The 12,239-nt window shown below is 69.6% G+C and carries 10 protein-coding genes and 1 pseudogene; 3 read left to right on the top strand and 8 right to left on the bottom strand.

Annotated features, from left to right (window positions below; genetic code table 11):
* Window positions 1-775: AMP-binding protein (locus ACFVT2_RS42820; protein ID WP_390027803.1), on the bottom strand; the 775-nt coding region annotated here is incomplete at its 3' end.
* Window positions 776-889: 114 nt separating this feature from the next.
* Between ACFVT2_RS42820 and ACFVT2_RS42815 the strand changes: the two genes are divergently transcribed.
* Entirely contained in the window at window positions 890-3,382 is a 2,493-nt protein-coding gene (locus ACFVT2_RS42815) for a zinc-binding dehydrogenase (RefSeq protein ID WP_390027805.1), read from the top strand.
* A gap of 205 nt (window positions 3,383-3,587) precedes the next feature.
* On the opposite strand, the gene ACFVT2_RS42810 is transcribed toward ACFVT2_RS42815, so the two are convergent.
* Both ACFVT2_RS42810 and ACFVT2_RS42805 read right to left on the bottom strand, forming a co-directional pair.
* Window positions 3,588-4,265: a restriction endonuclease gene (locus ACFVT2_RS42810; RefSeq protein WP_390027801.1), complete on the bottom strand. Its 678-nt coding sequence runs from the start codon at window positions 4,263-4,265 to the stop codon at window positions 3,588-3,590.
* Between the two features lie 121 nt (window positions 4,266-4,386).
* Window positions 4,387-4,596 (bottom strand): hypothetical protein, encoded by a 210-nt coding sequence (locus ACFVT2_RS42805; protein WP_390027799.1) that lies wholly within the window; start codon window positions 4,594-4,596, stop codon window positions 4,387-4,389.
* Between the two features lie 582 nt (window positions 4,597-5,178).
* Here ACFVT2_RS42805 and ACFVT2_RS42800 point away from each other — a divergent pair.
* Entirely contained in the window at window positions 5,179-6,087 is a 909-nt protein-coding gene (locus tag ACFVT2_RS42800) for an oxidoreductase (protein ID WP_390027797.1), read from the top strand.
* A 149-nt stretch (window positions 6,088-6,236) separates the two neighbouring features.
* On the opposite strand, the gene ACFVT2_RS42795 is transcribed toward ACFVT2_RS42800, so the two are convergent.
* Window positions 6,237-6,986, bottom strand: coding sequence for a TioE family transcriptional regulator (locus ACFVT2_RS42795; RefSeq protein ID WP_390027794.1), 750 nt, complete (start codon window positions 6,984-6,986; stop codon window positions 6,237-6,239).
* A 58-nt stretch (window positions 6,987-7,044) separates the two neighbouring features.
* Between ACFVT2_RS42795 and ACFVT2_RS42790 the strand changes: the two genes are divergently transcribed.
* Window positions 7,045-8,250, top strand: a complete 1,206-nt coding sequence (locus tag ACFVT2_RS42790; RefSeq protein ID WP_390027792.1) for an erythromycin esterase family protein — start codon at window positions 7,045-7,047, stop codon at window positions 8,248-8,250.
* A 935-nt stretch (window positions 8,251-9,185) separates the two neighbouring features.
* On the opposite strand, the gene ACFVT2_RS42785 is transcribed toward ACFVT2_RS42790, so the two are convergent.
* From ACFVT2_RS42785 to ACFVT2_RS42770, 4 genes and pseudogenes are all read right to left on the bottom strand, one after another.
* Window positions 9,186-9,569 carry a transposase family protein gene (locus ACFVT2_RS42785; protein WP_390027789.1) on the bottom strand — a complete coding sequence of 128 codons (384 nt, stop codon included), beginning with the start codon at window positions 9,567-9,569 and terminating at the stop codon, window positions 9,186-9,188.
* 92 nt (window positions 9,570-9,661) lie between these two features.
* Window positions 9,662-9,940 (bottom strand): annotated as a pseudogene (locus ACFVT2_RS42780) (transposase family protein); the annotation flags it as partial.
* 218 nt (window positions 9,941-10,158) lie between these two features.
* Window positions 10,159-10,512 (bottom strand): helix-turn-helix domain-containing protein, encoded by a 354-nt coding sequence (locus tag ACFVT2_RS42775; RefSeq protein WP_390027787.1) that lies wholly within the window; start codon window positions 10,510-10,512, stop codon window positions 10,159-10,161.
* Between the two features lie 312 nt (window positions 10,513-10,824).
* On the bottom strand, window positions 10,825-11,982 hold the full coding sequence (locus ACFVT2_RS42770; protein WP_390027784.1) for a serine/threonine-protein kinase: 1,158 nt from the start codon (window positions 11,980-11,982) through the stop codon (window positions 10,825-10,827).
* Window positions 11,983-12,239: the final 257 nt, after the last annotated feature.

The following is a 12,239-nucleotide window of genomic DNA, read 5'->3' as shown; positions in this document are numbered from 1 at the left end:
CCACCGATGCACAATGTGCCAGCAGGATCCGCAGAATGCGCTCGGGGCGGGTGCGGGCCGGGGCCCGGTGGCTGATGGCCGGGGCGAGCGTGGTCAACCCCAGGGCGGGTCCGAGGAGGGCGACGGGCAGGAAGCCGCCGAGCAGGACCCCGCCTGGTGCCGTGGCCAGCACCGGGCCGAGCGCCTCGGCCTGCCCGATGAGCGTGCCGTACTGGTACTCCACGCCCTTGCGCACCCAGGTCGAACCGGAGGTGAACGCGATGACCGCCAGGTCCTCGGCGGAGGGTTCCCGAACTTCCGGGGCGGGCCCGCCGTGCTCCGGCACGGAGACGTGCAACCGCCTCCCGAGCCCGGGGAGGGCAGGGCCGGTCACCAGGGGCGTGCGTACGTGCCCGCGCGCCCATCCCAGGGCCCGGCGTGCCGCGTGGGCGAGCGGCTCGCCGACGAAGACCTGCGGGGCCACCTCGTTCAGGCAGGCCCGCAGGTCCGCTCGGGGCAGCCCCGGATCCACCAGGACCGGCACGGCGCCGACTGCCAGCAGCCCGTAGACGACGGTGACCAGTTCGTACGGGTCCCGGGTCATCGTCACCGCCTTCTGTCCTCGGCAGACGCCGGCGGCTCGCAGCGCCTCGGACACGCGGCCGCATCCCGCCAGCAGTTGGGCGAAGCTGATCGCCTGTCCGGAGCCGTCGCGGCGGCCGCGGACGAGCGCGGTGGTGTCGGGGCGGTCCTGAGCCAGTCGTGTCACCTGCGAGAAGAAGCCCGAGTCGGTCATCGCCGTACCGTCTCCAGGAGGAAGTCGCGGATATGGCACCCGAGTTCGTCCGCCGCGTCCTCCATGACGTAGTGACCGGCGTCGGCGTAGCGGTGGACGCGGGCCTGCGGGAACCTGCGCTGGCCGCAGGACCGCCCCCTGCGGGTGCTGGAAGTCGGCGCCGGAACCAACAGCCTCAGCACGGCCCTGCTGCCCCTGCTGCCTGCCGAACGCACCCCCTACACCTGCACCGCCACCTCGGCGGCCGGCTGCGCCCGCGCCGAACACCGCTTTTCCGCCTATGACTTCATCGACTACCGCACCCTCGACCTGGGGGCCGAACCCGTCTCGCAGGGCCTCCCCCGCCACGGATTCGACCTGATCGTCGCCGGTGACGCCCTGCACACCACCGTCGACCTCGCCGAAGCGCTGCGCCACGTCCACACCCTGCTCGCGCCCGGTGGCCTGCTGCTCGCCACGGAACCCCATCTCACACCGCGGCTCGGCTTCCTCGCCGGCGGCACCGAGTCCTTCTGGCAGCGCCGCGACCGCGCCCTGCGACCGGAGACCCGGCTGCTGTCCCAGGACCGGTGGGTGCCGTTGCTGACCGAGTGCGGGTTCACCGGCGCCGTACGAACGGGCGCCGAGGACCGCTCCCTGCTTCTGGCGGCCGCAGATCACCACCCCAACTCCGCGCCGCCCGCGCCCGTACCGCAACCCGGCGCCACCTGGGTCATCGCGACCGAGACCCCCGACGAGACACCGACGGCCCAGGCACTCGCCGAACTCCTGGGCCGAGCCCGCACGATAGCCGCCACGGACTGCCGGGCCGATTGGGCCGCCGCGCTCTCCGCGGAGGACGTCCCACCCGGAGTCGTCCTCCTGCTCGCCGCGACAGAGGCCCCCGACGCCATCACGCCCCGCACCACCCGCCGTGCCGCCGTCCTACGAGCCCTCGCGGGCGCCGGCGCGGGACCGCGCGGCGGTGGGCACCCGCAGATATGGCTGGTCACCCGCCCCAGCGGCCTGTTCCCCGGCCCCGAACGCCCCGCCCACCCCGCCGACGCCGCTGCCTGGGGAGCGGCCCGCACCCTTGCCAACGAACACCCCTCCCTGCGGCTGCGACGGATCTGCCTGGACCGCACCGATGACCCCGACACCGACGCCCGGCGTCTGGCGCACGAGCTGCTGACGCCGACCGACGAGGACGAGATCGTGCTCACCCGGGCCGGCCGCTTCGTTCCCCGACAGACCCAGCACCCGGTCGACCAGCCCGTCCCGGCACCCTCCGGCGCGCCGTACCTCCTGGAGGTACGCGACCCGGGGCTCTCCCGCCGGCTCGTCTGGCGCGCGACGGAACCCCAGCGGCCAGGCCCCGGCGAGATCCTGGTGGAGATCCGCGCGGTCGGCCTGAACTACCGCGACCCGATGCGTGCCAACGGTCTGCTGCCGCCCGAGGCCGTCGAGGGCAGTCCGCTCAGCCGTGGCCTGGGCACCGACGGAGCGGGGGTCATCCAGGCAGTCGGGCCCGGGGTCACCGGCCTGTCGGTCGGCGACCGGGTCTGCGGCCTCATGCCCGCAGCGCTGGCCTCGCACGCCGTCACCCCGGCCGGCACCGCCATCCGCATCCCCGTCGGCATGAGTTTCGCCGAGGCGGCGACCTTCCCGGTGGCGTTTCTCACGATCCATCACACTCTCGCCGAGCAGGCCCGGCCGCTCCCCGGGGAGACGGTGCTCGTGCACGGTGCGACCGGGGCCGTCGGGCTCGCCGTCATCCAGTGCGCGCGGAGTGTGGGCGCCCGGGTCATCGCCACCGCGGGCACCGAGGTCAAACGCGACCTGCTGCGCACCCTCGGTGTCGAACACGTCCTGGACTCAAGGACGTTGGACTGCGTTCCGAAGATCCGAGAGATCACCGGCGGTCAGGGTGTCGATGTCATCGTCAATTCCCTCAGCGGTGAGGCCATCGCCCACAACGTGGACCTGCTTCGCCCCAACGGCCGCTTCATCGAACTGGGCAAGCGCGACATCTTCCGCAACAGCCCACTCCTGCTACGTCCCTTCCACCGCAACCTCACCTTCATCGGCTTCAACCTCGACAACGTCGTCTACGACGCGGGGCGGGGCCCCCACCTGATGGCCGAGGTCACCGAACGGATCGCCGGCGGTGTCTACCGCCCACTCCCGCACGTCGTCTATCCGGCGGCCCGGGTGGACGAGGCGTTCCGGCTCCTTCAGCACTCCCGGCACACCGGCAAGGTGGTCGTCTCCTTCGACCCGCTGGACGAGCCCGTCCTCGTGGAGCCCGCCCCGGCGGAGCCGGCGTTGGACCCGGACGGCACCTATCTGATCACCGGCGGACTCGGTGGCTTCGGGGCCGCCACCGCCGACGCGCTCGCCGATCGGGGCGCCCGGCACATCGCCCTGCTCGGCCGCCGCGGGGCCACCGCACCGGAAGCGGCCACCGTCCTCGACTCGCTCATGACCACCGAATTCCTGCTCCGCGCCCGCGAGCACTTCGACATCCGCATCTCCCCCACCGAACTCCTGGGCAGCGGCCGCGCACTCACCCATTTCGCTCGCCTGGTACACCAACGCCTGGGCCTCCACGCGTCGGCGAACCCCTGAGCGGCGAACCACCGCAGGATCCACTCATCACCGACTCGGAACGAACGGCACGGTCTCCGAGCACCCCCGCCACAAACCCGCACGACAGGCACCTGCACCCCCTGAACACAGACACCTGCGCCCCCTGAACAGAAGGCCCACAACGCCCTCCACCGGCGGGCACGGCCCCGTGTCGAGCACGCCCACCCGCCCCCGCGGAGAGGCCCTATCCCCAGGGTGGGCAGCCACCGCCGATCCAACGGGCCAGGCCACGTCCGTCGATCAGCCGGAGCGGTTCGGGGAGCGAAGCGTTGGCGAGCTCGGCATCCCGGGTGAAGCGGGACGTCGTGACGATGACGGCGTGGTCACAGCGGTGGTAGGCGCGGTACGTGCCGTTCGCGGTGTAGATCGCGGGGGCACCGACCCGGTTGCTCTCGGCGTACCGCTTGCACTGGACGGCGATGCGACGACCGTCGCGAAGGACGACGAGGACGTCCAGCCCGCGATCGTTTGCGCCGCCGGAAACGGTGGCGGAGCGAACCGCGGGGTCCTGACGGGCGAGATCGGCCACCGCGTACTCGAACTGGGTGCCGGTCATGCGGTGGTAAGCGACAAGGGTGTGGGTGACGTCCTGGCGGGGCCCTGGCGAGCCGGGGAGGTGTAGGCGGCCGGTTCGGGCGAGGAAGACCAGCGTGGCCGTGGCGGTGGCGGTGGCGAGGATGCCGAGGGTGACGGTGGCGACTGGGTGCTCGCGGGCGACCGTGACGACCGAGGCGAGAACCAGGGCGGCGAGGGCGAAGCGCGTGAAAGCCTGCTCGCGTGCGCGGCGTCGGGCGGCCTGGCCGCGGGGCCGGCGGGCAGGGCGTCGGGGGGTGCTGCGTCGTCGTCGGGCTCGCGTGGTCATGCAAGTTCCTCCCCGGTCGGGCTGGGTACCACATCGCAGCCAGTCGCCACGTCACGGCTTTCCCCTCGAAGGGGCCGGGCGGGCCCGGCCCCGTGCCGTCCGGCGGCCATGCGGTCGGTGTTCAGTCCCCGGACTGCGATACGCCGTGCACGAGTTGAGTGAGGAACTGCACGATCCCTTGCCCGACCGGCGTCGGTGCGATGAGGACGCCCAGCGCCAGCACGATGACCACGGTCACCTTCTCGTCGAACCGACTTCTGGACTGCGTACGACGACGCAACCGCAAGAACACGATCACCGCGAGCAGCACCACGATGTTGATCGTCAGCAACCGTCCGAACCTCCAGGTCGACCGCCGTCGCCCCACTCATCAGCGGGACCCCTCCGCCCCCTCTTGTGTAGCTCGAACCAGGTCGCTCCGTACCGCAGTTGCAAAGGGTTGGCGCGAAACGTACCGGTGGCTGGATAGGGCCAGAGGTACGCCCGACAGCAGAGGGAACGGCAACATCCCAAGCACGCCCGGTACTTGCCGGACCTCCCAGCCTGGAATCGTTGGCGGGCATCCACTGCTCAATTCCCACCCGCGAAGACTCCGCAGGCGGCCAGTGCGCGACCGCCAGGCAACCCATCGGCTCGCCTTGCCCCGGGCCAACGACCCGAGACGGGACGGCACTGGCCCGCTGCGGAACCGCCGCCTGGGCCAGGGCTCCGGTGAACCCATACGCCTCCTCCAACGGCTTGGCCGTGGCGTCGAGTTCCCGCCTCCGGTGTGACTTTTCGCCGGCCGGGGACGCCTTCTCACCGTGGCAGTCGCCACCCCATACTCCCGGATCGAACCCGGTGGTGGCCGTAACGGCCGACCGGAGGGCAAGAACCAACGCCTGGCGGTCGACAATCATGGGAGTGGGTCACGATGGAATCAGCGACGGTCACTGCGGCGGCCGCGGGCACCTGGAAGCTCGGTGACCTGGAGGTGAACCGGCTCGGTTTCGGCGCGATGCGGCTGACCGGCAACGGGATGAGTGGGAATTCCGACGGCGCCCCGATCGCCCGCGAGCTCGCAGTCAGGATTCTACGAAGCGCGGTCGAGCACGGGGTCAACCACATCGACACCGCCGCGTTCTACTTCTCACCGTTGCGCTCCGCCAACGAACTGATCAACCGGGCGTTGGCGCCCTACCCCGGCGATCTGGTCATCGTCACCAAGGTCGGACCGGGGCGGGATCCGTCAGGCGAATGGCTGCCCATGGCCAGGCCCGACCAACTGCGCGGGCAGGTTGAGGAGAACCTGCGCCAACTCGGCCGGGACCACCTCGACGTCGTCAACCTGCGCTGGACCGGCGGCGGGTCGATCGCCGAGCACTTCGGCGCACTGGCCGAGCTGCGGGAGGCCGGGCTCGTCCGCCACCTGGGCCTGTCCAGTGTGACGCCCGAACATCTCGCCGAGGCCCAGGCCATCGCACCCGTGGTCTGCGTGCAGAACGCGTACGGCCTGGACCGGCGGCTCGCGGACGCCAACGGCCTGTTGGACAGCTGCCGCCAACAGGGCATCGCCTTCGTGCCGTTCTTTGCGATCTCGGGCCAGCGACGCGAGGCGCCCGCCGACGGCACCCACGACGACCGGCTCCATGCGGTTGCCCGCGCACGGGGCGCGACACCCGCGCAGGTTCGGCTGGCCTGGACGCTGCACCGCGGACCCAACGTTCTGGCGATCCCGGGCACGTCCGACCCCACCCACCTGGCCGAGAACATCACCGCCGGCGCGCTGCGACTGTCCCAGGCCGACCTGGACTGCCTGGACTGCCTGGAGGCGCTGGCCTAGCGAACACTTCCCAACACGCCTTGAGGCGCAAGTGGAGTGCGCGGGCGAGCGGGGTGCAGGCGGCGACGTCGTCCACGGGCTGCGCACCGCGTGCCCCTGGTGCGGCGTCGGCTGTCCTGGGCGTCTCTCTTCGGCTGACGGCCGACGTCTCATCCGCGCTCGCGGAGGTACGCCTCCAGCTCGGCGGCCCCGGCCAGCATCGCCCGTCCCCGGGCGGACAGCCGGCCGTGCCAGTCACCCAGTGCGGCCTCCAGCGGTTCCAGCCCGCCGGCCGCCCGTACCTGGGCGATCAGCGGGGCGATCTGCTCCAGCAGGTAGCCGCCGCGCCTGAGCTGGTGGGCCAGTCGGGCGTCCCGTACATCGGCCTCGTCGTAGACGCGGTACCCGGTCCGCGGGTCGCGGCGCGGGCGCACCAGTCCGGCACGCTCCCATTTGCGCAGCGTCGCGGGCCGGATGCCGAGCTTGTCTGCCAGTGGCCCGACGAACGTGCCGTCGGGCCCGGACTCCGCGGCTGGTTCGGACCCTGCACCGGGCCCGGGCGCCGTGGTTGGCTCCAGATCGCGGAGGGCGCGCTCCACGGCCTGGAGGGTCCGGCGGTCGTCGAGGAGTTGGGCGTGGCTCTCGTCGATGAGACGGAACGCCTCGTCGGCCGCGCCCTCGTTCACCGCCCGCATGATCGACGTTGCCGTCGGGTGGCCGTGGCCGGGCACCAGGGCGAGAAACGCCCGCAGGGCGCGCGTGTGCAGCGGCGTATAGGTGCGGTAGCCGTGGGGTGTGCGACCGGCGGCCGGAAGGATGCCGGCCTCCTCGTAGTTCCTGATCGCCTGCGTGGACAGACCGTGCCCGCGCGCCAGATCAATCGGCCTGAGCCGCTCACCGCTTTGAAGGTTTCGTCCCACGTTTCCGACGATAGCGAGGAAAAGTTTCAACCGAAAGTTCAACGATACCGTTGAAGGCATGGCGACTGACATCAAAGACAGCGTCCATGCCGTCGAGGCTTCCTCCGTCATGAGACTGCTCCCGGCCCGGCCGCAGCTGCTCGCCCTGGGCGAGCCCACCCATAGCGAGGACACACTGCGCGAACTGCGCAACGAACTGTTCCGGCACCTTGTCGAGCAGGAGGGCTACCGGACGATCGCGATCGAGAGCGACTGCCTGATGGGCCTGATCGTGGACGACTACGTCACCTCGGGAACCGGCACCCTCGACGACGTCATGGAGAGCGGCTTCAGCCACGGCTGGTTCAACGCGTCCGCGCCCAACCGCGAGCTGGTGCGCTGGATGCGCGCGTACAACGACGGCCGGCCCGCCTCCGATCGGCTCCGCTTCGCCGGTTTCGACGGCCCGCTGGAGATGACCGGCGCCGCGAGCCCCCGACAGGCCCTCACCGCACTCCACGGCTACCTCGCGGCCCGGGTGGAAGCGGAGCTGCTGCCCTGCACCGTGGACACACTCGACCGCCTGCTCGGCGCCGACGACCGGTGGACCCATCCCGCCGCGATGAGGGACCCGGCCCAGTCCGCAGGGCAGTCGGCCGAGGCCAAGGAGCTGCGACTGCTCGCCGACGACCTGGTGGCGCTGTTCGACGAGCAGACGCCGCACCTGATCGCGGCCACCTCACGGGAGGACTGGGACCGGGCGCGCCTGTACGGGCGCACCGCCACCGGCCTGCTGCGCTATCACTTCTGGATGGCCGACACCTCACCGGCCCGTATGACGCGGTTGGTGGGCCTGCGGGACCGGATGATGGCCGACAACCTCCTCGCCCTCGCCGAACGGGGCCCGGCACTCATCCACGCCCACAACGGTCATCTCCAGCGGGACAAGAGCTCGATGCGGATGGGCGACCTGCGGCTGGAGTGGTGGAGCGCCGGCGCGCTGGTGAGCGCCCACCTGGGCGAGCGGTATGCCTTCCTGGCGACGGCCCTCGGCACGATCCGGCACCAGGGCGTGGACATCCCGCCGCCGGACACCGTCGAAGGGCTCCTGTACGCGCTCCCGGAGGACCGCTGCGTCGTCGACGCCCCCCGGCTGGCCACCGCCCTCGGCGATACGCGGCCCGCACCCCGCGTATCCCCCTGGTTCGACTACTCCCCGCTCGACCCGGCACACCTGGCGAACACCGACGGGATCGTGTTCGTCCAGGACGTCCCGCAGACGTAGCGCTACTGACGTCGACTCGCCAGGGAGATTCGCCTCGAAGTCCCTGATGGGGATGGGGCGTTGATTGCGCCTCGTGGTGTGTGGGGTATCTGTGGCGGGACGGGGGCGCGCAGGCCCTGGCCGCGCGTGGTCCGAGCGGATCGCGGTGACGCCGGTCCCCGCGCTGCCTGGGGGCCGAACTGCCCACCAGCCGCGGCGAGGTCCGGGCCCTGCTGTAGCCGCAGTGCGTAGCTGGGCAGAGCATCGACAGAGGCGCCCCCGTTACATGTTGATCAAGTGAGTGGGCAACCCTCTCACCTCGCGCGACGCAGGTCCGCAGCGCTCTCACCAGGCACATCAGCATTTCAGTGGTTTCAGGCGCGTGCCCTGTGATGCAGCCGAAAGTCCCAGAGAAGTCCCAGAGAATCGTTGCACTCCGACACTCGTGACGAGCCCCCAAGTACGTCTCCCAGACACCATGCCGTCACCGAGGCCCTTTCGCACGGCAGCGGACAAGCACACCCTGGAAGAGCCGTGTGGCCCACCGCCTGACCTTCGTCTCCGCCCCTCAAGCCCCGGGCTCCCGCCACCGAAGGAGGCGGCAGCACTGTGGCTTGATGAGGTGCAGGGTCAACAAGCAGCAATTGGTCCTCCTCAAGCGAATTTTACAGTCAAGTCGAGTAGCAGGAAGGCGGGCTGTCGTGGCTATCGACTTGGAGACACGTCACTCGTCACTGGCCTGCGCTCTCGCGGGAGGTCATACCTCGGCATCATTCGGATCAAGGTTCCAGTCTTTCGGAAGGCTTTCCTTTCTGCCAAGGGCGAATATGGTGACTGCATCCAAAATGGCATCAGCTTTCGCTGCAGCATGTATGGCGGGCCTGTGCTGCCAGTTCCGCCACAGCCTGTGGCGGAACACCACCATGATGTGGCCAGTGAGGTTTTCTCAGTGAGGATTATTTCCAGTGCCTGTTGAGGGCGAGTGCGGCGCAGGCTACGTCGCCGATCCTGCTGGGGATGGGGGCGACATGCTTGAGGGTTCGCCAGCGTTCCTTCAGTTCCGCCACGGTCCGCTCGCCGCGCGCCCTCAGGTACCTGGTCAGCGCATTCGTGGCGTGGGTTGCTCGGTCCAGGGCGATCTCGGAGCGGCCTTTGGGCCGGCATACAGCCACGTGAATACCGATGCCGGCACCGATGTAGCCCTCGTCGGCGAGCGTGGGAAGCCCGTCGGCGGCGGCCTTGTACAGCGCGGGCCGCATGTGGATACGGGCCACGGTGATGTCCGGGGTGGCCCCGGCTCGTCGGAGACCCACAACGGGGGCGCCGTTCGGCGCGGCCAAGAACTAAATGTTGCCGCCGAAGCTCTTGTACTTCTGGGGGAACCACTGGTCATTGCCCTTCTCCCGGACTCCAGTCAGCCAGTGAACCTCTTTCATCTCGAATAGTCGCAGGTCAGGAAGGTGTGGATCGCGGTGAAGTATTTGCTGATCCGGTTGGTTGAGCATCGGGCTCTGCGGAGGATGCGCCAGGACTTCAGCCGGGCGAAGGCGCGTTCACCGGGAGCCCGCAGGTGGGCATGCGCACGGTTGAACCGCTTGTAATGTTCGGGCAGTTCGTGGTGCCGGTAGTAGGGGGTACGGACGGTGGCGCCGGCGCCTTGGTAGGCCCGGTCGGCCAGGACGAGGATCTGACGGGTCAGGCATGCTTGGACAGGGCTTCGGCGTAGTCGGATGGTGCCCGGTTCATGACGGTCTGTCGGGTGGGAAGCCAGGGCTTCCGCCAGGCGCCGTGACTTCGCGCGGCCGCCCGCGACCGCGGCGACCACGGCCCGGATGGTCTCAGCGCCGAGTTCCTTCTCGACGTCGGCGACGAGGTCGGTGATCAGACCGATCGGGTCCGCAACGGTGCGGTCGAGATGGACAGCGAGGGTCATGACCGGTCAACACCCCTGATCCGGGCCCGCTTTGGCCGCAGTCCACCAAGTCCCTCCGAACCGGATGCCGTTCCGCCGCCGACGGCCGCCTTCTTCGGCTTCTTCACGGCCCCGGCCGCCGCGATGGGCTCGATGAGGTCGTCCATCGTGCAGTCAAGGATGTCGAGCAGAGCCATGAGGATCTTCAGACTCAGTCGCTCAGGTCGCTCGACGACGAGCCGGTAGACCCGGCTCGACGACAGGCTGATGCCGCGTTCGGCGAGCGGAGGGATGAGGTCAGTGGTGGAGAACATCCCGCGGTCCGCCATGACTTTGCGCAGGTGCCAGTGGTAGTCGAGCTTGGCGGCCATCGCCGGATCCCTCCTGTCAGGCCCCGGCGAACGCCGGAGCCAGTGCCTTGTGCACGGAAGTGTTCATGAAGTCGTCGCTGACGTGCGTGTAGATGGCCAGGGAGCTGTCGCACTCATGACCGACCTGCTGCTGGATTATCTTGAGTTCGTTCGCTCGGCAGGCTGTTGACCTGTGCGTCTGCGTCGTGGTGGCGGTCCGTGACGTAGTGGGTGAGAGCAGCTGGGTTCTTTCAACGTGAGCCGATAGTTATCGACCTGGGATGGGGGTAGTTCCACTGACTGGGGAACGCGAATGATCACGGACCGTGCGCGTTAGTCGCAGTAGTGATCCAGAACGTACGGCAGGTGCCGAGCCCATCTGTCGTACGTCACGTCGTCGGGCGCGGTTAGCGTGCAGTCGTACGGAACGTCGTCGGTGCACTCGATGAACAGCATGCACTGGAGGCTGGCGTCATCGAGGGCGTGGCCGATGCTCGCGATCTCGTTCCAGGGGAAGTCGAGGCTGATGCCTTCGGGTCCGACCAGCCTGATCTCGACCCCGTAGGCATCGATGACCATGGCACGTTCGCCGTCTTCGGCGTGGAAGAACTCGGCATCCTCGGAGATGAGTTCCCGAGCTTCTCCAGGGCTGTCCTCGGTGGGCGGTGCCACGAGGGTGGGTGGTGGCACCACGAACGTGGGCGGGTGCGAGGCGTCCATGACCCCGGTAAACGCGTCGAGCAGTTGCTCCGTGGTGGGCCGCCGCGCCGGGTCCTTCTCCAGGCAGGCCCCAACGATCCCGCATATGCCCTCCGGGACCGGTGAGAGGTTCGCTTCCGCGTGCACCGAGCGGTACATCAGCATCATCGGTGTGCCGTCGCCGAAGGCGCTGCCGCCCCCCGCCGCCACGAGGACGGCGCCGAGGGCGAACACATCGGCGGCACCCGTCACTTCCCGGCCCTCCGCCTGCTCGGGCGCGAGATAGCCGGGGGTGCCGAAGGCGTGGCCCGTCATCGTCAGCCGGGTGGACTCGACGGCCCGGGCGATGCCGAAGTCCACGACCCGTGGACCGTCCGGCGCCATGATGATGTTGCCCGGCTTCAGATCGCGGTGCACGAGCCCGCACCCGTGCACCGCCTGCAGCGCCTCCGCCAGCGCCGCTCCGAGCTGCCTCAACTCGCCCTCAGCCATGGGCTCTTCGGCGGTGATCAACTGGGCGAGCGTCGGGCCCGGCACATACGCCGTGGCCAGCCAGGGCGGCTCTCCGTCCGGATCGGCATCCACCACCTGCGCCGTGTGGAAGCCGCCGACCCTGCGCGCCGCGTCCACCTCGACACGGAACCGGGCCCGGAAGGCCGTGTCCGCGGCCAGCTCCGGCCTTGCCACCTTCACGGCCAGCAGACGCCCGCCGCGCGACCGGGCCAGATACACCGTGCCCATCCCGCCCGCACCGAGTTCCCGCACCACGGCGTACGATCCGATCCGTTCCAACTGATTTCCCCCCGCTCGCCCTTCACGTCTTCTTGTATCTACTGTGTCCAGTCCGTACCAGCCCTCGGGAGCTTCTCTCCGCGGAGCTGGCCGCGCACAGGAAACATTTATCAGGGCCCACCGCGTCAATGGGGTGAAGGCGATGCGAGCGGGTTACTCCCACCTAGATGAATGAGTCCGATGTTTTCAGTGGTCGTAGGCGATCAGGGATCGTTTGATCTTGGCGCCGGTGCTCCAGTTGTGCCAGATGCCGGCTG

It is taken from the genome of Streptomyces sp. NPDC058000 (genome assembly GCF_042886435.1).
Lineage (GTDB): Bacteria > Actinomycetota > Actinomycetes > Streptomycetales > Streptomycetaceae > Streptomyces.
The sequence above is the reverse complement of the archived record's forward strand: the minus strand, read 5'-3'. Positions and strand labels throughout refer to the sequence as shown.

Bases quoted from the DNA above. Each gene is read 5' to 3' on its own strand.
- ACFVT2_RS42810 (WP_390027801.1), bottom strand. From the start codon at position 4,265: ATGACCACGCGAGCCCGACGACGACGCAGCACCCCCCGACGCCCTGCC.
- ACFVT2_RS42800 (WP_390027797.1), top strand. From the start codon at position 5,179: ATGGAATCAGCGACGGTCACTGCGGCGGCCGCGGGCACCTGGAAGCTC.
- ACFVT2_RS42790 (WP_390027792.1), top strand. From the start codon at position 7,045: ATGGCGACTGACATCAAAGACAGCGTCCATGCCGTCGAGGCTTCCTCC.
- ACFVT2_RS42775 (WP_390027787.1), bottom strand. From the start codon at position 10,512: ATGGCCGCCAAGCTCGACTACCACTGGCACCTGCGCAAAGTCATGGCG.